This is a genomic window from Streptomyces sp. NPDC058371 (assembly GCF_042723265.1).
GTDB lineage: Bacteria > Actinomycetota > Actinomycetes > Streptomycetales > Streptomycetaceae > Streptomyces.
Genome location: NZ_JBHXJC010000001.1, coordinates 1,229,886 through 1,248,954, shown reverse-complemented (window position 1 = coordinate 1,248,954; position 19,069 = coordinate 1,229,886). Strand labels below are relative to the sequence as shown.

Below are 19,069 nucleotides of genomic sequence, written 5' to 3'. Positions count from 1 at the left end.
CCTCACTTCGCGGCCTCGCCGGCCGTGGCCCGCGACGCCGGCTCACCGTCCGGCAGCAACTCTTCGATCAGCCGAACGGCCCGGGGTACGGCGTCGGCCACCGGCGGACTGAGACCGATGCCCTCGTCCACCGAGGCGGGTTCACATCCGACGATCAGGATCCGCCGCGGCGGCTGCCCGCCGGTCCCCGCGCACAGCGTGTTCAGCAACGCCAGAACCGTGTCGGGCGTCATCCGGTGGCCGTCGAGCGCAGTGGCGGCCGGCGGTCCTCCGTCGAGGGGGCTGTCGTGCTCGATCACGTAGAGCGTGCCGGGGGCCTCGCCGCGGGCGGTGGCGTCGACGAGGACGAGCGTGTCGTAGCCGTCCAGGAGCTGGTACGCGAGGTGCACACCGCGTACGCCGATGTCCTCGACCTCGATGTGTGCGGGCAGCAGCCGTTCGGTGAGCCTGCGCACGGTCTCGACGCCGAAGCCGTCGTCACCGAGGAAGATGTTTCCGATACCGGCAACCAGGGTCCTGGGGCCCGTCGGGTGGGGAGCGTTCATGCGTCGTCCTCCAGCGGCGTGATCTCGTCCGGCTGGAAGTAGAGGAACCGGCCCTGCTCCCGGCGGATGTCGGCGCCGGGGTCGCCCTCGACCGTGACCGCCAGATGCACCCCGCCGTCCACGTCGTGCAGGACCGCCTCGACCTTCGCGCTGCGCCCCTGGAGGAACAGGTCCTGCGCGTCCGACCGCCGCAGACCGGGCCGCAGCAGCACGCGGCTTCCCGCGCCGAGCGACCGGCCGTCCACGACGACCCGGTCCTGAGCCGGGTCGAAGCCGGCGTCGCTCGCGGGGTCCCACCAGGGGGTGTCCGGCCGCTGCACCCCGTACTCGTCGGGGAAGCCCTCGGTCACGGGAGCGGTGGCAGCCGAACCTGGGCCGGTCATCTCGCGCAGACTCCGCACCGCCCCGTGCAGCCGCTCCAGCACCTCGGCGGGCATGGAGTCCGCGAGGTCGATGACGGCGGCCGCCCGCTCGTCGGTGCCCCGGGCCTCGCGCTTCTCCTCGTCGGTGAGGGCCGCGGTCCGCAGCGCGAGGATCTCGTCGATCTCGGTGGCGTCGTAGAGCGCGCCCGGGCTCTCCGGCGCGATCGCCGGGTGGTCCTCCAGGATGATCGGCGAGGACAGCACCAGGTCGGCGCGGCCCGGCTCGCCGGCGAGGACGGGCCAGGTGTGCAGGTTGCGACAGGACGCGATCGCGCCCTTCGCCCACTCCGGGGGATCGGTCATCGACAGGAACGACCCGGCGCTGAGCGCCATGAGGAGATGCGCGGCGACCAGGGACCGCGGCAGCGCGGCGTCCCGGTCGGCGCCGCGACCGTCCTCGGGTGTCCAGGCGGTGGTGTTCTCGACCACGGCGGTCAGCCGCAGGGTCCGGTAGGGGCCGTCGAGTTCGCGGGCGGACAACCGTACGACACCGCTGATCTCCTCGGACCGCCGGACCAGTCGGCCGACGGGCCGGCCCGTCGCATCCACGACCGGCTCGGCCTCCTCCCGGGCGGGGCGCCCGAAGGGGAACGTGACGCCGTCACCGAGCAGTTCGTCGACCGCAGCGACCACCTCGACGCGCTCCTCGCCGCCTTCGTCCCAGGGCACCAGGACCCGGTCCTCCAGGCGGAGTTCGGGCACCGTGTCGAACCCGCCGTCCGGCCGGGCCTGCTGCACGGTGCGCCGCCGGGCGTGCAGGAACCGCAGCTCGATGGACAGGGTCGCGCCGGCCTTCGGTTCCATCAGGCATTCGGTGTGCTGGAAGTCGTGTTCCTCGCTGTCCGCTCCCCAGTCGGGCGGGACGAGCACCCCGAACTGCCAGCGCAACCGGTTCTTGGCCGCCGAGGCACGGTACGGGTAGAGCACGTAGCCCTCGAAGAGAACGGCGTCGGCCACCTGCCGGGCCAGGGCGAACCTGGCCTCCGTCTCCGGGGCGAACGTGGTCACGCTCACGAATCCGTCCTTCCGGTGGTGAGGGTGAGATACGGATCGGTGCGGGGCTCCTCCACGGGGGCTGTCTCCTCATCGAGGAGAGCCCGCACAGTGGCCTCCCAGGAGGGCAGCGCCCGTCGGGAGCGGTAGGCGAGCAGGGCGTCCATGGTGTCGCGGGGCAGCCGGATCCAGCCGCACCCCGGGAAGTGCTGCTCGACCATCTCCCGCCAGGCGGTGACCGGCATCCGGAAGGACGCCTCCCGGTCCCACGGGACCGGCTCCACCCGGAAGCCGCCCGCTCCGGTGAACGCCGTGCCCGAGAACAGCATCAGCAGCGGAACCTCACCGCCGTCGAGCGCGGCCAGATAGCGGGTGGCGGCGATGTCCATGTCGTACGTGCAGGGCACGACGAGGTCGGTCTCGGTCTCGCCGGTGAAGCCGGGGACCATCAGCGGGACCTGGGCGAACTGCACCGGCTGGAGGGTGCTGCCCCAGCGCGACCGCTCGCCGAAGAGATCCGCCAGCCCCTCGGCCTCGGCGGACTCGTAACCGCGCCGGGCGGGCTCGATGCGGATCTGGCAGCGCAGCGCGAGCGCGTGCACCCGGGCCCCGCCGGCCGCGGTGACGCGCAGCCGGAACACGAGGGTCGGTCCGGCGGCGAACCGGTCGGCGCGAACTCCCGTGCACGCGAAGGAGAACTCCGTCACGACACGCCCGCCTCGGGCACGGGCCGCGCGCGTCGCACCACGTTGTCGAAGAACGCGTCGAGGGCGGCGCGCGCTTCGGCTCCGCCGTCGAAGCCCTGCCACAACAGGCGCATACGGCCCACCAGTTCGTAGCAGATGTCGATCGGTACGAGGTAGCACTCGCAGCGCCCGTCGGTACGGCGCAGCAGCAACGCCTCGACGTCGGGTTCGAGCAGCTCGGCGAGCCGGTTGGCACCGAGGACCTCGTCCCAGGTGGCCGGTTCGAGTTCGCTCTCGGTGGCTCCGGCGGGGCTCGGATACTGGGCCACCAGCCGGTCGAGCGCGGCGTTTCGGAAGAAGAAGGCGACGCCGACGGGGATCTGCAGCGACTCCCACGCACGGTCGTCGAGGCGGTGGGCGGGGTCGGTGAGGTAGCGGGAGGGCACTGTGCGGAAGCGGCCCGCGGCGGCGCCGGGCTGCTCCATGAGCAGGGCGCAGGGGACACAGGCGCAGACGAGCGCGCGCTTCTCGATGTCCACCAGGTGGCGGTGGTCCTCCTCGGCCACCGCCACGGCGCACAGCTCGCATCGCTCGGGCTGGGGCGGACGCTCCGTCAGGAACCTGCGCAGGCCCGGGGTGCGCTCGGATCCGGGCGCCCGGACAGCTGCCGGGGAGGCGCTCACGGGGTCCGTGCCGCGGTCGGGCCGACGGCGGCGCCGGACTGCGGGCCGGTGCCGATCTGCAGCAGGGGGGCCTGTGGGGGCGCGGCCTGTACGTCGACGGTCTTGACCTCCGGTGCGAAGCAGGCGAGCGCGTCCTCGACGGCCTGCTGGGAGGCCGTACCGGTGGCGGCGCATCCGCATCCCTCACCCGCCGACCGCAACCGCAGGGTCCCCGTGTGCTCGTCGAAGTCGACGAGTTCGAGGGCGTGGTCGCGGACGGTGTCGAGGGCCCGGGCGATACGGGTGTCGCGGTCCTCGGGGTGCAGATCGTGCAGAACGAGCAGGCTCGCGACCAGTTCGTCGCCGAGCAGCGCAGACAGAGGTTCGCCCGCTGTCCGCCGGCCGCCGGGACCGGACAGCAGCTGGAGGATGCGGGCCAGCCCGGAGCCGTAGAAATCCATCAGGGAGCGGACGAGTTCCTCCGCCGCCGCGGCGGCCGCCGGGTCCCCGTGGGTGGCCAGTCGGTCCAGGACGTCCTCGATACGGCGGCCGGTCTGCTCCGCGTTCACCGGGTGCGTCGGCGCGGTCATCCGCCCAGTCCGCTCAGGCCGGTGGGCACGTGCATCTTCTGCACGGTCTTGCCGCCGCCGACGTACATGTGCACGCCGCAGGGCAGACAGGGGTCGAAGCTGCGCACGGCACGCATGATGTCGATGCCCTTGAAGTTCTCCGGCGTGTTCTCCTCGAAGATCGGCGTGTTCTGCACGGCGTCCTCGTACGGGCCGGGCGTGCCGAAGGTGTCCCGGGTGCTGGCGTTCCAGGGGGTGGGCGGGTACGGGTGGTAGTTGGCGATCTTGCCGTCGCGGATCACCATGTGGTGGGAGAGGACACCGCGGACCGCCTCGGTGAATCCGACGCCGATGCTCTCGTCCGGCACCTCGAACTTCTCCCAGGTCTGGGTGCGTCCGGCGCGGACCTCCTCCAGCCCCTTCTCCGCGAAGTGCAGCGCGATGGCGGCGGTGTAGGCCTGGAAGTAGGTGCGCGCGCGGTTGCGTTCCAGCGCGTTGCTCCACTTCGGGATCTTCCACTCGAAGCTGGTCTCGGGCCTGGTCATCGTGCGGGGCAGGTTGATGACGACGCTGTGCCCGGTGGCCTTCACGTAGCCGGTGTCGACGAGTCCGGACAGGGCGGTGGACCACAGCCGGGCGATCGGGCCGCCGCCGGTGTCGAGCGCGAGGTGGTCCTTGCCGTCGAACCACCGCGGCGACATGACCCAGCTGTACTTGTCGTCGAAGTTCCGCTTCTGCGGGGCGGGGATGGTGTGCTGGTTCCAGGGGTGCCGCGGGTCCACCGGGTTGCCGAGCGGGTCGTGCGTGACGAACTGCTCCTGGCCCTGCCAGTCGTCGTAGTACGAGCTGCCCAGCAGGATGCGGATACCGAGGTTGATCTCGGTGAGGTCGTTGGTGACGAGCTTGCCGTCGACGACGATTCCGGGGGTGACGAACATCCGCCGGCCCCAGTCCGTCATGTTCGCGTAGGTGAAGTCGCAGTACTCGGGGTCGTTGAGCGCTCCCCAGCAGCCGAGCAGGACGCGGCGCCGGCCCACCTCTTCGTACCCGGGCAGGGCCTCGTAGAAGAAGTCGAACAGGTCGTCGTGCAGGGGCACGACGCGCTTCATGAACTCCACGTACCGCATCAGCCGGCTGAGGTAGTCGGTGAAGAGCTGCACGGACGCGATCGTGCCGACACCGCCCGGGTAGAGCGTGGAGGGGTGCACATGGCGCCCTTCCATGAGGCAGAACATCTCCCGCGTGTACCGGCTCACCTGGAGGGCCTCGCGGTAGAACTCGCCCTCGATGGGGTTCAGCGACCGCATGATGTCGGCGATGGTGCGGTAGCCGTGCTCGCCGGCGTGCGGGGCCTCAGTGCGCTCGGCCAGTTCGAGGACCCCGGGGTTGGTCTCCTTGACCATCTTTTCGCAGTAGTCGACCCCTACCAGGTTCTCCTGGAAGATGTTGTGGTCGAACATGTACTCCGCCGACTCGCCCAGGTTGATGATCCACTCACCCAGGTGCGGGGGCTTCACGCCATAGGCCATGTTCTGCGCGTACACGGAACAAGTGGCGTGGTTGTCACCGCAGATGCCGCAGATACGGCTGGTGATGAAGTGGGCGTCGCGGGGGTCCTTGCCGCGCATGAAGACGCTGTAGCCGCGGAAGACCGACGAGGTGCTGTAGCACTCGGCGACCCGCTTCTGCTTGAAGTCGATCTTGGTGTGGATGCCCAGACTGCCCACGATCCGCGTGATCGGGTCCCAGGCCATCTCCACCAGGCCACTGCCGTCGCCGGCCGCCTTCGTCGTCGGTGCCATCGTGTGTGCCGTGCCCTTCGTTGCGCGGGAGGAGGTGTGCGGGGTCGGACGGGTGCAGAAGGGAATTACGTGCGGCGGAGCGTCACCAGGGCGGCTGGTAGCCGGTGGTGATCCGGTCTCCGGTGTGGCGCCACTTGGGCTCCTTGTCCACGGTCCGTGCCGTGATGGACCGCAGCTTGCGGACCACGGCGCCGTAGGCACCGCTGGCGGCGCTCGACACCTTTCCGCCGGGAGGCTCGTCCATGAACGGCATGAACTTGTCGGGGAAGCCGGGCATCGTGCAGGCGATGCAGATGCCGCCGACGTTCGGGCAGCCACCGATGCCGTTCATCCAGCCGCGCTTGGGCACGTTGCACTTGACGACGGGACCCCAGCAGCCCAGCTTGACCAGGCACTTCGGCGAGTCGTACGTCAGCGCGAACTGGCCCTGCTCGTAGTAGCCCGCCCGGTCACACCCCTCGTGCACGGTGGCACCGAAGAGCCAGGTCGGACGGAGCTTGTCGTCCAGCGGGATCATCGGAGCGGCGCCGGCCGCCTGGTAGAGCAGATACGTGAGCGTCTCGGAGAAGTTGTCCGGCTGGATCGGACAGCCAGGGACGCACACGATGGGGATGCCGGCGTGCGACTTCCAGTCCCAGCCCAGATAGTCGGGCACGCCCATCGCACCGGTCGGGTTGCCGGCCATGGCGTGGATTCCGCCGTACGTGGCGCAGGTGCCGATGGCGACGACGGCCAGCGCCTTGGGCGCGAGCCGGTCGATCCATTCGCTGGTCGTGATCGGCTGGCCGGTCTCCGGGTTGTCACCGAAGCCGCTCCAGTAGCCCTCCGGCTTGATCGCCTCGTTGGGGATGGACCCCTCGACGACCAGCACGAACGGATCGATCTCGCCCCGCTCCCCCTTGAAGAACCACTCGATGAACGTGTCCGCGCCACCGACCGGACCGCACTCGAAGTCGATGAGCGGCCAGTGCACGGCGATCTTCGGCAGGCCCGGCAGCACACCGAGCACGATCTCCTCGATGCTCGGCTGCATGGCGGCTGTCAGGGCGACGGAGTCGCCGTCACAGCTCAGGCCTGCGTTGATCCAGAGGATGTGGATCGTGGGAGTCTCTTCGGCGGGCGCATCTCCGGCGTCCGCGGCGCCGACCGTGTCCGGCGTTGACGCAGTCATGGGACCGCCTCCTAGGGAGGAGTGGGGGCGAAGCATGCCATTTCGACCATCACTTTTCTTGGTACCAGCCATCCGGCCCCGGTGAGACACCATCGAGGGCCGTTTCAGTGACGAGATCGGCAGTGGGCACCGAGCCGTCACGCGCAACCGGAGATGACGTTGCCGCCGCGTCCAGGTCGAGGTGGGACGGTGTGCCCGCCGGGCTTTCCTTCCGGACGAACGCACGGCGCAGGGCGTGGTACGAAGCGTCCGGATCGCGGAATGTCCGGCTCATCCGGGCCAGCTCCTGCGCCCGGAAGACGGCCGGCGGGGCGATGTCCGTCTGCCGGTCCAGTTCCGCCTTCTTCGCGGCGATCCGGGCCTCTGTTCCCGTGAGTGACGCCATCCGGCCGGCCATCCGGTCGACCTCCGCGGCGAACTCCTGAGGACCGCACTCGATCACCTCGTCTACGAGGCCGAGGCGGCCGGCGCTCGACGAGCTCACCGGCAGGGCTTCACGCATGAGCCGCTCGGCGGCCTCGGGACCCACCCGGCGCGGCAGGGTGTACGTCCAGTACTCGGAGCCGTACAGGCCCATCAGCCGGTAGTGCGGGTTCAGTACTGCGCCCGCGCGGCACCACACCTCGTCGGCCGCCAGGGCGAGCATGACCCCGCCTGCGGCGGCGTTGCCCGACACGGCCGCGACCACCAGGCGGTCCGTCGTCGTCAGGACCGCCTCGACCAGGTCGTCGATGGCGTTGATGTTCGCCCAGGACTCCGCCCCTGGATCCTCAGCGGCCTCGATCACGTTGAGGTGGATCCCGTTGGAGAAGAAGTCGCGCTCGCCGCCCAGTACCAGCACGGATGTGGGGCGTGCGCACACTTCCCGGTAGGCGTCCAGCAGACGCCGGCACTGCTCGGTGCTCATCGCGCCACCGGGGAAGGAGAACGACAGGAAGCCCACGTTCCCGTTCTCCCGGTAGCGGATGTCCGTCCAGGTGCGGTGCCGCGGGCCGGGGTACAGCGGCACGGTGTGCTCGGGCACGGGGGGCAGCCGGTCGCCCAGGGCCCGCACCGCGGGCAGTTTGAAGGTCGGCGGCTGTCCCGGCCCACGCCGGGGCCTCAGCTCGGGGATCCACACGGCGCCGTCCTGCGTCGCCCGGCAGATCGCGCCGGCCCTGGTGGCGAGCAGCTCCCCCGGGCGGCCGCGCAGCTCGTCCTCGGGGTGGCCTCCGTGGAGATACCACTCGCCTCCGAGGAGCACGTCCAGCACACCGGGCTGCGAGTCCGCGGCACGCAGCTTGCGTACGACGGTGTCCGTGGAGTCCTCGGCCCAGTCGATCCGCCGGACGCTCTGGTCGAGATACGGCCGGGTACGCAGCGGGGTGCCGTCCGCACCCTGCGCCTGCTGTTCGACGGGCACATAGGTGCCGTCCGCAAAACGCTCCACGGCGAGCAGAACGGCCGCGAGCGCGGCGTCGCCGACTTCGTTGCGGTACAGGTCGCTCTTCGCCACCGGTGGCACCCGGCACGGGACGGACGCCCACACGGCACCGGCGTCCATTTCCTCGTCGGCCTGGAGCACCGTCACTCCCCACTGGTCGACGCCCTCGTGGATCGCCCAGTCGAGGGAGGACGGCCCGCGGTCGCCGACGGGTCCCGGATGGACGATGAGGCAGGTGTGCGCCGACCAGACCTCCCGGGGGATCGCCGTCTTCAGCATCGGCGCCAGGATCAGCCGCGGAGCGTGTCGCCGGACGGCGTCTTCCAACGACCCGCCGGGCAGGGCGAGTTCCACGGCGACGGTGTGACCGCGGTCCCGCAACGCGGTGTGGACTCGCTGGGTAAGGCTGTTGAACGCGCTGGCCACGAGCAGGATGTGCACCGCTGCCTCCGGACGGACGAGGGGCCGGAGCGGGCAGAGGTGCCCCGGGCCGACTGCGATCGTCGAGTACGCCGAACCGGTCGGCCCGGGCGACAGGCTGTGAGGTCATCCGAAAGCAGGCGCCGATCCGCCGTCCGGCCGTGCACTCACGCCTGAACAGGGGAGCTGCGGAGGCGGCCGCGTCGTCGGCCGGCGCCCGTTGAACCGCCACCGGCCGGGCGACGCCGCAGCCCTGTTCCACGGGTGCGATGATCTTGCGTCCCACGTGCCGGGCCGACGAGAAATCGTGTCCTGCCCCGCTGCCCGCCGCGATGCGGGGCACACGCACCCGTACGGGTACCGAATCCGACAGCGCCGAAAGCGGACGGCGATCCGCGCACGAGGGCCTCGGGAGGATGGCCGGGGTGTTGCCTCGGCTCGCCGGGGTGCCGCCGTACGCGGAGCCGGCCGGAGCGGCCCGCCCGAGGACCGGACGGAGGAGGTGCGATGTCCACGCAGACCGACCGCCTGACCATCACCGAGCTCACCAGCTGCGACGAATGCGCGGTCCTGCGGGTCAGCGGTGAACTGGACCACAGCTGCGAGGCGCTCTTCCTGGCCACGCTCGGTGCCAGTGTGGACGCCGGTCATCGGCATCTGGTGCTGGACGTGACGGCCCTTGTCTTCTGCGACTCCCGGGGACTCAACGCCCTCCTTGCCGTCCGGTGGCTGCTGGAGCGGCGGGACGGACAGCTCATGCTGGCCGGAACCGGGCGGCGCCTGACGGATCTGCTGGTGCAGACAGGAAGCACGGAGTTGCTGCCCACCCGACCGACGGTCGGCCAGGCCCTGCTGGCCCTGCCGGCGGAGCACCGCCCGGCCTGGCCTCCACCTCCGCTCCACGGCGGGGAGCACTCCGGCGGCGCGCCCTCAGCGCCGGTGCCGCAACAGCAGCACCCGCGGGACGGCGAGGACGCGTGAGAGCCCCGAGCCCGAGCGGACGTCGGCGGGACCGGAACGTCCACCGCATGCCTCGTAGCGCCCTGTCTTGTCACGGAGTCATACGGGCGGAGTCGAACACCGCCTCGATCGGTGGGTTGTGGGTTCGTGCCGGCCCGGTGCGTCCCGCGGGGGGATTAGCATCGGGTCCCTGCTCCCCCCGCTTCTCCACGAAAGTGACCTCACCACGATGGCCGACGACGCCTTGCTCTTCGTACTCCCCGACCGTCACCCGCGCCTGGGAGCGCCCCTGGCCGCGGTCGGAGAACTGGGGTGCACCGAGACGCCCGCGGTGCTCGGATGGCTCCAGGCGCACGGGATTCCGGCGTCCTCCGAGCGCGTCAGGATCGTCCCCGCCGGAGCCGAGATCCTCATTCCCGAGGACGCCGAGCGACTGCCCGTCCCGCTCACCGAGGAGGAGACGGTGCGGGTGGAGCAGGTGTGCGCGCCGCAGTCCGTGACGGACATGGAGAGCGAACTCATCAACTTCCGGGCCACCACCCAGGACTGGCAGGCCCTCATCCACCGTGCGCTCACCGCGGGGATTCCGGCACCGCGCATCGCGCAGCTCACCGGTCTTGACCCGCAGGACGTCGTCCAGGCCGTCAACGGCTGACCCGCAGCCGCTGCGCCGGCCACGGGCGAACGCCGGTCCGAGTTCACGTCGGTCGCGCGCGCCGCCCCCGGCGCTCGGGCAAGGCGTCGGTCCGCCCGGCGCACACAACTCTTTGCCGTTACTTTCCTTTTCCCTCTACAACCATTACGCCATTGGTGTGTTCGCAGAATTAGCGGGGAAATAACGCAACTGTTTCGCTGCCCCGGCGCTCTTATGCGGTGACCAATGACTCGCGGAATGACCGCGAAAGCCGTTACGGGGAAGGTTCGTTCGCAATGCACTCTCGTACCCGCACCACGCTGTTTGCCGCCACCGGTATCGCCGCCGCTCTCTCGCTGGCCGCGATCACCCCCGCCCTGGCCGGCACCACTCCCCACACCAGCGCCAAGAGCACTGCAGCCGCCACCGCCGTGCAGGGCGACCCCCGCGCCGTCACGACCCGCGTCTCCGACTTCTACGGCTCCTACATCGACTCCGTCTGGGACCTCGAGGACCCGACGGCGGCCGCCAACGCCAAGGCGCTGCGCAAGTTCTACCTGAGCGCCGCCGAGCAGAAGAAGGTAGCCGATTTCGAGGCGAAGGAGCATGCCGACGGGATCCTCTTCGCGCAGAACGTGCCCGTGAAGTGGAAGGTCGAGTACACCGGCTCAGGAGCGGGCCACGCCACCTCGCTGGTCACGCTGACGTGGGGTGACGGCAGCACCGCCGAGGTCACCAAGGTCAAGGTCCAGTCGGACCTGCAGACCCGCAAGATCACGGACCTCGCTCCGGTCAACTGACAACGACGGCAATGGTCCGCCGCCAGGAATCCCCGGCGGCGGGCCATTTCTGTGTGAACGCTGTGCCGGGCGCCTTTGGACGTCTTGTGCGGGCATCGTCCTGTTTCTCCGCTGCACCGTGGAAGAACGAACGCGGAATGCCGCGGGCAGCCGAACAGCGGAGTTCTGCTCACCGCCATCAACCGGCCGGGCGCGCCGGGTTGATCCGCGTCTCCCTGGGTATTTGTCGCCCGATCCCATCACCCCACCGATGAGATCCCCGAGCCGCTCAGACCCCCCACATCTGAGGATCCCCCATGAGAAGCAGCCTTCGCGCGCCTCGCCCGATACTCCGCCTCGCCGCGCTCACGGTCACCTTGGCGACCGGCGCGCTCATCCCCTCACTCAACCCGACGACCTCAGCCGCCGATACGCCGACGCCCAGGAGCGTGAGCCCCGCTCGTGATGTCACGGGGCAGGCCGACGGCGCATGGACCGGGACCTGGTCCGTGTCCCCGCAGAGCGGTGGGCCCGGCTACAAGCAGCAGACGCTGCGGCAGACGGCCCGCACGAGTATCAGTGGCAGCGCCGTCCGCGTACGGCTGTCCAATGTCTTCGGCACCAAGCCTCTGGTCATCGGCAACGTCCATATCGCCAAGCGCACTTCGGGCTCCGGTGTGGACACCGCCACCGACCGTGTCGTCACGTTCGGTGGCCGGACGGCGGTGACCGTCCCGGTCGGCGGGACCGCGGTCAGTGACTCGGCCGCCTTCGCGGTCGGCGCGCTCTCGGATGTCGCGGTGAGCGTCTACCTGCCCGAGGACACCGGTCCTGCGACGTATCACCAGCAGGGCACCCAGACGAACTACGTGGTGGCCGGTGACGCCAGTGACGACGCCACCCTGCCCGGCGCGGCGACGACCGGCAGTTACGCCTTCCTGACCGGCCTCGACGTCCAGAATCCGGCGGCGACGGGCGCCGTCGTCGCACTCGGCGCCTCGATCACCGACGGGGTGGCCTCCGCACAGGATTCCAACCGCCGTTGGCCCAACGATCTGGCCAAGCGGCTTTCCGACAGCGGTCGCACGGTCGGTGTGCTCAATCAGGGCATCAGCGGCAACCGGCTGCTCGCCGACGGTGCGGGGCAGAGCGCACTCAACCGCTTCGACCGCGATGTCCTGGGCCAGGCCGGCGTCCGCTGGGTGATCTTCTCCGACGACCCGATCAACGATCTGGGCAACGCCAATCCGCCCTCGGCCGCGCAACTGATCGACGGCCTGAAGCAGTTGGTCTCCCGCTCGCACCAGGCCGGGATACGCATCCTCTGCTCCACCCTCACCCCCTACGAAGGCGCCAACTACTGGACGCAGAACGGCGAGAACGGCAGACAGGCCGTCAACGCGTTCGTCCGGAGCGCCGACAGCGGCTGTGACGGTGTGGTCGACCAGGACACCGCCACCCACGACCCGGCCCACCCCACGCGCTATCTGCCCGCGTATGACGCGGGAGACCATCTGCACCCGAACGAGGCGGGTCTCCAAGCCATCGCGAACGCGGTGAACTTGGCCCTGCTGGACAACTAGGCCGTACCCCGGCGTCCGCGCGGGGACGCCCAGGCGCTCGCCGCGCGGACGGACACGGGTGTGCCGAGGCAGGACAGCGTTGTTCAGAACGTGGCCGAGACCGCCTGCGCGAGGATGCGTGCCGTCTGCCGTCCTGCGCGGACAGCGTGCTCGGACCGGGTGCGCCGGCAGCGGCCGAGTGCCGGGTCGAACTCGGTCATCACGACGCCCGCGTGGTCGGTGTCCGGCTCTGCGAGCGTGACCGGCCGGCCGACGTGCTCCAGCGCCTCCAGCAGGTGCCGCGAGTACCCGCCGGAGAGCGTGACGTCCATCGTCCCGTGCACCAAGTGCACGGGCGTCGCAGGGGAGGCCGGCCCCTTCACATCGTCGAGCGGCACCATTCCGGTGCTGCGCGCCGGTACGTCGTAGCGTCCCGCGAGTCCGACGACCGCCGACGGGCTCCAGTCGTCGGCCGGTCGGGGTGCCAGGGCGAGACCGACGGCAGCACCGGCTCCGGCGGACCAGCCGGCCACCACTGACCGGTCGATGTCTCCGTTGTAGTGCGCGGCCCGGCTCCGCAGGTGACGGAGGGAGGCGAGGAGCTGGGATTGGCCGCGGTCGGGAGCGGCGGGATTCCAGTTCGGGACGAAGACGACGAGTCCGTGGCGGGCCACCTCTTCGGCCAGCGGGGCCAGCACGTCCTTCTCGTCCGGGGTGCTGCCGTGCCAGAGCAGGGCGACGGGGGCTGGTCCCTCGGTGCGCGGCTGGTAGACGTCCAGAAGCTGCGGGGTGGCCTCCGCCCGATCGATGCAGGGAACGTCGCGCGTGACAGTGATGTCCATGTGTGGTGCGGGGAACCTTCCGCTGGTCATGTGGCCCGGTGGGGTCGTTTCGGATGCGGCGGGTTCAGCCTATGGGGGCCGATGTCGATGGACTCAGGGGGCTGCCTGGGTGTCCTCTGCCCGCGCCGATCTGTCAGGCACCAAGAGACAGGGGGCAGGCGGCAGGTCCATGTCGATCCGCTCGCCACTAAAGTCGTCCCACACCAGGCCGTATCCGATCAGTCGGCCGCCGCCGAAGAGAAGCCAGGAGTCCCGCTCCAGCTCCACCTCGGGATGCTTCAAGTCAATCGGTCGCGTCCCCCGGGCCGGCGTCGTCCCGGCCGGCCGCGTACTCATCGCATCTCTCACTTCAGCCCGGGGAGGCGTCGCAGCTCGCTGATCCTCAGCAGACGGGCGAGGAGGAGATACCCGAGGGCCAATACGAGCGTTCCGGCGGTCAACGCGATCGCGTTGGACCAGGTGCCGGTGCCCAGGGCGCCGGCACAGGCGTGGGCGGCGGCCCAGCCCAGTGCCGCCGCCGGTGCGGCGGCGGCCACCAGCTTGCTGAAGGTACGGCGCAGGGTCCCGTCGCCGATACGGCCGCCGAGCCTGCTGCGCAGCAGCCGCACCGTGAGGAGGAGGCCCACCGAGTACGCGAGGGTGTAGGCGCCGGCCATCCCGGTGACGGACCAGCGCACGGGCAGCAGGAGATGGCAGCCGGTGGCCAGCGCGATGTTCACCGCGGCGATGCAGGCGGCCATGAGGAACGGGGTGCGGGTGTCCTCGAAGGCGTAGAAACCGCGCAGGAGCAGGTACTGGGCGGAGAACGGGACGAGCCCGAGGCCGAACGCCTGCAGCATGTGCCCGAGCGGCTGGACCGAAGCGGCATCGGCGGCGCCGTGGGCGAACAGCAGAACGGCGATCAGCGGCCCCAGCGTGAGGAAGAGGAACCCGGTCGGCACGATGACGACACCGCTGATCCGCAACGCACGGGAGAGATCCGTTCGCAGGTCCGCGACGCGGCCTTCGGCGGCTGCCTTGCTCATACGGGGCAGCAGCGCCGTCACCAGGGAGACGGTGACGATGGACTGGGGCAGCATCCAGACGGTCTGCGCATAGGTGTAGGCGGTGTAGCCGGCACCGGTGTCCGGCAGCTTCGCGTCCACGGCGTTGGCGTAGTTGGTGACCACCGTCAGGGCGACCTGGTTGGCGAGGACGAACAGCAGGGTCCACTTGGCCGCGTGGACGCTCGCGCCCAGTCCGGTGCCCCGCCAGTCGAACCGCGGCCGGAACCGGAATCCGGCGGCCTTGGCGAACGGGATCAGTGCCAGGGCCTGCACGGCGATGCCCGCAGTCGTCCCGATGCCCAGCAGTCGGACCTGGGCAGCCGTGATGTCCTCGACGCGCCCGGGGAGGGTCATCAGTGCCGGGTAGGCGCCGAACATGCCGATCAGCACAGCGTTGTTGAGGACCGGGGTCCACATCATGGCGCCGAACTTCTCGCGGGCGTTCAGCACTTGGCCGAAGATGCTGAACACGCCGTAGAAGAAGATCTGCGGCAACAGGAACCGGGCGAACACCACGGTCAGCTCGAACGCCTCGTGGCTGCCGCGAGTGTCCCGCATGTACAGGCTCACGATCTGTGGAGCCGCCGCTACGGCCAGTGCCGTGCCCACTCCCAGCACGCACACCACGAGGGTCACCAGGCGCTGTTCGTAGGCCCGTCCGCCGTCGGGCCGGGTGGCCCTGGCCCGCACCAACTGCGGTACGAGCACGGCGTTGAGCGCACCGCCTATCAGCAGCGTGTACAGGCTCGTCGGCACCGTGTTGGCCGTGTTGTACGTACTGGCCAGCAAGCCGGTGCCCAGGGCGGTCGCCTGCAGCACCTGACGGATCAGTCCCGTCGCCCGCGAAACCACCGTACCCATCGCCATCAGCAGGGACGACCGGGCCAGCCCTCCCCCGGCCGGCGTCGTCCGCCCGGCAGCGCGCCGCTCGCTCCCCCGCCGCCCCGATGTCCGGGTCTCCCCCATGTCTTTCGTCCCCTCCAGCATTCCGTCAACCTACGTCCTCAAGATCGCAGGGGCCCAATGTGCCGCACATGCGCGGGACTTGGCGGCGAGAGTCCAACTCCACGAGTACGGCGGGTCCCCGCGGGCGCCCCCGCATCGCCCCTCCTGGGCGAGCGCCCTCCACCGAGGCCTCCAGAGCGACCCATCACCCGTCTGACGTGCGTGAATCGTGATCCTCGCACCGTTGACAGCGGCCGCCGCCGTCGCGCAGGGTGCTGGTCCGGACATCAGGGGTGGGGACGTGGAACTGCAGCAGTATGCGGAGCGGTGCGCGGAGCTGTTCGCGGCGGGCGGCCATGCGGCCGTACGACGCACGGCGCTGGCGGGACTCGACGACGTGGGGCCTTCACCGGTGCTCTATTGCCTGCTCGGTCAGGCGCACGCCGCCGAGGACGAGGACGACCACGACGCCGAGGCGGAGAGTGCGTACCGCAAGGGACTCGCCCTTGCTCCGGACGACCTCGGACTGCTCACCTGCTATCTCGAACTCTGCCTGCGCGCGGACGCCTTCGAATACCCGGGCCGCGCGAAGCGTGCTGTCGAGTTGCGGGCCCGCGTCGACGAACTGGCGCCGCCCGGGTCGCCGTCCCGCGCACGGGTCGACGCGGCGCTCGCCTGGGCCGGCCGCGGTTACTGGGACGACTTCCGGGCCGCCGCCGGCCAAGGGGCGGCCCGACGGGCCGAATCCGCCGAGTTGAGCGAGCAGGTCACGGACGCGCTGCGGCGCGGCGGTGACGGCGTGGATCCGGCGGCGGCAGGCGGGGACGACCTGCGCGCCGCCGAACTCGCGGCCGCGGTCGCGCTGTTGCAGGGCCGGCGCAACGCGCCACTGCGCTTCCTGCTGGCCCACCGCACTACCGCGTACGTGGTGACCTGCGCGCTGGCCCTCGCCACGAACAACCTTCTGGTGGTGACCGGAGTGGTCACGTTCAGCCTCTGGGGCTGGTCGCTGTGGATCCCGCTACTCGCGGCCGAGGCCAAGTTGCGCTCGGCGCGCACGCTGGCGCGACAGCGCGTCCTCGCGAGCATCGAGGAGCGCCATGTGCAGGAGGCCGCGGCGCCGCAGTCGGGTTGAGGCGGGCGCCGTAGCGAACCCGGGCAGCGGGCGCGGCTGCCTCACGGGCGCCGCACCTCACCGCTCAGGACAGTCCACGGCCGCCCGTGAAGCCCCGCCCGTCAGAACGTACGGCCCAACAGCGCGAGCAGCGCCTGCCAGTGACGTTCGTCGGCCGCACTGTCGTACGCGGCCGTGTCGGCCTGCGTGAAACCGTGGTGCGCGCCGGTGTAGACCTCGCTGCGGTGCCGGACGCCCGCCGCGGTGAGTGCTTCGTCGAGGCGCTTGATCTGCTCTTCGGGCAGGGACTGATCCTGGTCCGCGTGGCCGAAGTACAGCTCCGCGGTGATGTGTTCGGCGAGCAGGTGCGGGCTGTCGGGGGTCTCCGTGGCCAGGCGTCCGCCGTGGAAGCCGGCCGCGGCCGCGACGCGGTCCGGATAGGTGCCGGCGGTGAGGACGGCCAGACGGGCGCCCATGCAGTAGCCGGTGAGCGCGACGGGACCGTCGGCGGTGAACGGGGAGGCGGCCAGCCAGTCCAGATAGGCGGCGGCGTCCCGCATCGCCAAGTCCGATGTCAGTTCCCGGATGATCGGGCCGATGCTCTCGAAGATCTTGGGGCGGGCCGCCGGGTCGATGAACTCGGGCAGCTCCACGACGGGTGCGCGCCCGTGGCGGTAGAAGACGTTCGGCACCAGGACGGTGTAACCGGCCGCCGCGAGGCGGTCGGCCATCGACCTGAGATGGGGACGCAGACCGAAGGCGTCCATGTAGAGCAGCACCGCGGGACGGGGAACTCCGTCGCCGGGATGGACCAGGTAGGCGTCCGCGGTGCCGTCCCGGGTGGGGATGTCAACGGCTGTGCCCTGTACGGCGGTCATGATCTCTGCTGCCTCTCCACGTGCACGGAATCCTCGTCGAGGTCCACGTCCCCCACGTGACCTTCGAGATCATCGTCACACGCGGCTCCTCGTCTCCCGGAGCCGGCCTCGCTCCGTACTCGGCGCGAGGGCGCACCGTCGCCGCGGCCCGCCCATCGCCCTTGCGGCCATCGGAACGTGCCCGTAACCAGTTGGCCGCACGTGGGGCGAACCCACAGCTGCCGCGCCCCCCTCGTTGTTGTCGCTCAGCGCCGGGACGTCTTTTGATAAGCGGTGCTGATGACTCGATAGAAACAAGGGGACTGTCGAGAGTTGTATACGGAATCCAGTATGGTGCCATGGTCATCCTTACGCGCTCCAGCACGTCTCGCGCCCCACACGTGATGCGTACCGCCACCGCTTGGCCGTCTCCGCTGAGACATCTGGGGCCGAACTGGTACGGGGCCGTGATGGGGACGGCGATCGTCGCGAGCGCGGGGGCGACGCTGCCCCGGATCCCGGGTCTGCGGACGGGCCTGACGGTGGTGTGGGCCCTGTCGGCGGTGATGCTCGCCGGCGTGGTCACCGCCCGGGTGGCGCACTGGGTGCACCACCGCGACCAGGCGCGCGCCCACCTCCTCGACCCCGGAGTCGCGCCCTACTACGGGTGCTTCCCGATGGCCTTGCTGTCGGTCGGCGGCGCGACGCTCTCGGTGGGCCGCGATGTTCTCGGCGAGCACATCGCCGTCGTCGTGGACGCGGTGCTCTTCAGCGCCGGCACGGCGATCGGCCTGACCGTCACCGCGACGATCCTGTATCTGATGCTCGTACGGCACCGGCTGGAGCCGGCCGACGCCTCGCCGGCCTGGGTGCTGACGGTGATCCCGCCCATGGTCGCGTCGGCGGTCGGTCCCGCGCTGGTTCCGTATCTGCCCGCGGGGCAGCCGCGCGAGGCCCTGCTCCTCGGCTGCTACGCGATGTTCGGACTGAGCCTGCTCGCCACCCTCACCCTGCTGCCGCTGATCTTCGGCCGGCTGATGCTGCACGGTCTGCTGCCGCTCGCCCTGACGCCGGCGGTCTTCATCGTGCTGGGCCCGCTGGGCCAGTCGACCACGGCGGTGGGCCAGCTCGCGGACGTGGCGCACACGGCCGTCGGCCATTCCTACACACGCGCCCTGAGTGCCTTCGCGGTGGTGTACGGCGTACCGGTGATGGGGTTCGCGCTGCTGTGGCTGGCCCTGTCCGTGCTGCTCGCGGTGCGGGCGCTGCGACGCGGAATGCCGTTCTCGATGTCGTGGTGGGCGTTCACCTTCCCGATCGGCACCTGTGTCACGGCCACGGCCGGGCTGGCCCGGCACACCGGGCTGGACGCCTTCCAGTGGCTCGCGGTGGGCCTGTTCACACTGCTCGTCCTGCTCTGGGTGGTCACCTGGTCGGGCACGCTGCGCGGGCTGATCTCCGGAGCCCTGCTGGCTGACCCTGCCGCGGCACAGAGGGCGTGACCACGGCCGCCGCCGTACGCGTCGTAGCGGGGAGGGGGAGAGGGGGGGGGGGAGGAGGCCTGGGGGCGACGGGAGCCCTTCGAGCCCTGTCCCCCCTAGCAGGTGTTCGCCCTCCCCCTTTTCTCCCCCATCCCC

Annotated in this window: 18 protein-coding genes; 6 read left to right on the top strand and 12 right to left on the bottom strand. The window is 70.6% G+C overall.

What is annotated here, in order from left to right; genetic code table 11:
* Positions 1 to 2: 2 nt before the first annotated feature.
* The 8 genes from ACFWM2_RS05410 to ACFWM2_RS05375 all read right to left on the bottom strand — a co-directional run bounded on the left by ACFWM2_RS05410 (position 3) and on the right by ACFWM2_RS05375 (position 8,714).
* Positions 3 to 545 carry a hydrogenase maturation protease gene (locus tag ACFWM2_RS05410; protein ID WP_383273223.1) on the bottom strand — a complete coding sequence of 181 codons (543 nt, stop codon included), beginning with the start codon at positions 543 to 545 and terminating at the stop codon, positions 3 to 5.
* Complete coding sequence (locus ACFWM2_RS05405; RefSeq protein ID WP_383273221.1) at positions 542 to 1,981, bottom strand: hypothetical protein; 1,440 nt, start codon at positions 1,979 to 1,981, stop codon at positions 542 to 544. The genes ACFWM2_RS05410 and ACFWM2_RS05405 overlap by 4 nt, the downstream gene beginning before the upstream one ends.
* Positions 1,978 to 2,667 (bottom strand): DUF6084 family protein, encoded by a 690-nt coding sequence (locus ACFWM2_RS05400; protein WP_383273219.1) that lies wholly within the window; start codon positions 2,665 to 2,667, stop codon positions 1,978 to 1,980. Before ACFWM2_RS05400 ends, ACFWM2_RS05405 begins: the two co-directional genes overlap by 4 nt.
* On the bottom strand, positions 2,664 to 3,329 hold the full coding sequence (locus tag ACFWM2_RS05395; RefSeq protein WP_383273217.1) for a DUF5947 family protein: 666 nt from the start codon (positions 3,327 to 3,329) through the stop codon (positions 2,664 to 2,666). Before ACFWM2_RS05395 ends, ACFWM2_RS05400 begins: the two co-directional genes overlap by 4 nt.
* Positions 3,326 to 3,898, bottom strand: coding sequence for a hypothetical protein (locus tag ACFWM2_RS05390; protein WP_383273215.1), 573 nt, complete (start codon positions 3,896 to 3,898; stop codon positions 3,326 to 3,328). Before ACFWM2_RS05390 ends, ACFWM2_RS05395 begins: the two co-directional genes overlap by 4 nt.
* A complete protein-coding gene (locus tag ACFWM2_RS05385; protein WP_383273213.1) occupies positions 3,895 to 5,679 on the bottom strand; it encodes a nickel-dependent hydrogenase large subunit in 1,785 nt (594 codons plus the stop codon). The genes ACFWM2_RS05390 and ACFWM2_RS05385 overlap by 4 nt, the downstream gene beginning before the upstream one ends.
* A gap of 82 nt (positions 5,680 to 5,761) precedes the next feature.
* The gene (locus ACFWM2_RS05380) at positions 5,762 to 6,850 is read right to left on the bottom strand and encodes a hydrogenase expression protein HypE (RefSeq protein ID WP_383273211.1); all 1,089 of its coding nucleotides are present in this window, start codon (positions 6,848 to 6,850) and stop codon (positions 5,762 to 5,764) included.
* A gap of 49 nt (positions 6,851 to 6,899) precedes the next feature.
* Positions 6,900 to 8,714: a hydrogenase maturation protein gene (locus ACFWM2_RS05375; protein ID WP_383273209.1), complete on the bottom strand. Its 1,815-nt coding sequence runs from the start codon at positions 8,712 to 8,714 to the stop codon at positions 6,900 to 6,902.
* Between the two features lie 486 nt (positions 8,715 to 9,200).
* On the opposite strand from ACFWM2_RS05375, the gene ACFWM2_RS05370 reads away from it, so the two are divergent.
* From ACFWM2_RS05370 to ACFWM2_RS05355, 4 genes are all read left to right on the top strand, one after another.
* Positions 9,201 to 9,674, top strand: a complete 474-nt coding sequence (locus ACFWM2_RS05370; RefSeq protein WP_383273207.1) for an STAS domain-containing protein — start codon at positions 9,201 to 9,203, stop codon at positions 9,672 to 9,674.
* A gap of 208 nt (positions 9,675 to 9,882) precedes the next feature.
* Positions 9,883 to 10,308 (top strand): DUF6003 family protein, encoded by a 426-nt coding sequence (locus ACFWM2_RS05365; RefSeq protein WP_383273205.1) that lies wholly within the window; start codon positions 9,883 to 9,885, stop codon positions 10,306 to 10,308.
* Positions 10,309 to 10,583: 275 nt separating this feature from the next.
* Positions 10,584 to 11,087: a hypothetical protein gene (locus ACFWM2_RS05360; RefSeq protein ID WP_383273203.1), complete on the top strand. Its 504-nt coding sequence runs from the start codon at positions 10,584 to 10,586 to the stop codon at positions 11,085 to 11,087.
* Positions 11,088 to 11,383: 296 nt separating this feature from the next.
* Complete coding sequence (locus ACFWM2_RS05355) at positions 11,384 to 12,649, top strand: SGNH/GDSL hydrolase family protein (RefSeq protein WP_383273201.1); 1,266 nt, start codon at positions 11,384 to 11,386, stop codon at positions 12,647 to 12,649.
* Between the two features lie 83 nt (positions 12,650 to 12,732).
* Here ACFWM2_RS05355 and ACFWM2_RS05350 read toward each other — a convergent pair whose 3' ends face one another.
* From ACFWM2_RS05350 to murJ, 3 genes are all read right to left on the bottom strand, one after another.
* The gene (locus ACFWM2_RS05350; protein ID WP_383273199.1) at positions 12,733 to 13,470 is read right to left on the bottom strand and encodes an alpha/beta hydrolase; all 738 of its coding nucleotides are present in this window, start codon (positions 13,468 to 13,470) and stop codon (positions 12,733 to 12,735) included.
* A gap of 93 nt (positions 13,471 to 13,563) precedes the next feature.
* Positions 13,564 to 13,752 carry a hypothetical protein gene (locus ACFWM2_RS05345; protein ID WP_383273197.1) on the bottom strand — a complete coding sequence of 63 codons (189 nt, stop codon included), beginning with the start codon at positions 13,750 to 13,752 and terminating at the stop codon, positions 13,564 to 13,566.
* A gap of 62 nt (positions 13,753 to 13,814) precedes the next feature.
* Positions 13,815 to 15,482, bottom strand: a complete 1,668-nt coding sequence (murJ, locus tag ACFWM2_RS05340; protein ID WP_383273195.1) for a murein biosynthesis integral membrane protein MurJ — start codon at positions 15,480 to 15,482, stop codon at positions 13,815 to 13,817.
* Positions 15,483 to 15,762: 280 nt separating this feature from the next.
* Between murJ and ACFWM2_RS05335 the strand changes: the two genes are divergently transcribed.
* Positions 15,763 to 16,596 (top strand): hypothetical protein, encoded by an 834-nt coding sequence (locus ACFWM2_RS05335; RefSeq protein ID WP_383273193.1) that lies wholly within the window; start codon positions 15,763 to 15,765, stop codon positions 16,594 to 16,596.
* A gap of 101 nt (positions 16,597 to 16,697) precedes the next feature.
* On the opposite strand, the gene ACFWM2_RS05330 is transcribed toward ACFWM2_RS05335, so the two are convergent.
* A complete protein-coding gene (locus ACFWM2_RS05330) occupies positions 16,698 to 17,453 on the bottom strand; it encodes a dienelactone hydrolase family protein (RefSeq protein ID WP_383273191.1) in 756 nt (251 codons plus the stop codon).
* Positions 17,454 to 17,836: 383 nt separating this feature from the next.
* Between ACFWM2_RS05330 and ACFWM2_RS05325 the strand changes: the two genes are divergently transcribed.
* Positions 17,837 to 18,934: a TDT family transporter gene (locus ACFWM2_RS05325; protein ID WP_383274189.1), complete on the top strand. Its 1,098-nt coding sequence runs from the start codon at positions 17,837 to 17,839 to the stop codon at positions 18,932 to 18,934.
* The last annotated feature ends 135 nt before the right edge of the window (positions 18,935 to 19,069 follow it).

What these genes read in the sequence shown, in the direction of transcription:
- ACFWM2_RS05410 (WP_383273223.1), bottom strand. Translation starts at nt 545, where the DNA reads ATGAACGCTCCCCACCCGACGGGCCCCAGGACCCTGGTTGCCGGTATC.
- ACFWM2_RS05390 (WP_383273215.1), bottom strand. Translation starts at nt 3,898, where the DNA reads ATGACCGCGCCGACGCACCCGGTGAACGCGGAGCAGACCGGCCGCCGT.
- ACFWM2_RS05385 (WP_383273213.1), bottom strand. Translation starts at nt 5,679, where the DNA reads ATGGCACCGACGACGAAGGCGGCCGGCGACGGCAGTGGCCTGGTGGAG.
- ACFWM2_RS05380 (WP_383273211.1), bottom strand. Translation starts at nt 6,850, where the DNA reads ATGACTGCGTCAACGCCGGACACGGTCGGCGCCGCGGACGCCGGAGAT.
- ACFWM2_RS05370 (WP_383273207.1), top strand. Translation starts at nt 9,201, where the DNA reads ATGTCCACGCAGACCGACCGCCTGACCATCACCGAGCTCACCAGCTGC.
- ACFWM2_RS05365 (WP_383273205.1), top strand. Translation starts at nt 9,883, where the DNA reads ATGGCCGACGACGCCTTGCTCTTCGTACTCCCCGACCGTCACCCGCGC.
- ACFWM2_RS05360 (WP_383273203.1), top strand. Translation starts at nt 10,584, where the DNA reads ATGCACTCTCGTACCCGCACCACGCTGTTTGCCGCCACCGGTATCGCC.
- ACFWM2_RS05355 (WP_383273201.1), top strand. Translation starts at nt 11,384, where the DNA reads ATGAGAAGCAGCCTTCGCGCGCCTCGCCCGATACTCCGCCTCGCCGCG.
- ACFWM2_RS05350 (WP_383273199.1), bottom strand. Translation starts at nt 13,470, where the DNA reads ATGGACATCACTGTCACGCGCGACGTTCCCTGCATCGATCGGGCGGAG.
- murJ (WP_383273195.1), bottom strand. Translation starts at nt 15,482, where the DNA reads ATGGGGGAGACCCGGACATCGGGGCGGCGGGGGAGCGAGCGGCGCGCT.
- ACFWM2_RS05330 (WP_383273191.1), bottom strand. Translation starts at nt 17,453, where the DNA reads ATGACCGCCGTACAGGGCACAGCCGTTGACATCCCCACCCGGGACGGC.
- ACFWM2_RS05325 (WP_383274189.1), top strand. Translation starts at nt 17,837, where the DNA reads ATGCGTACCGCCACCGCTTGGCCGTCTCCGCTGAGACATCTGGGGCCG.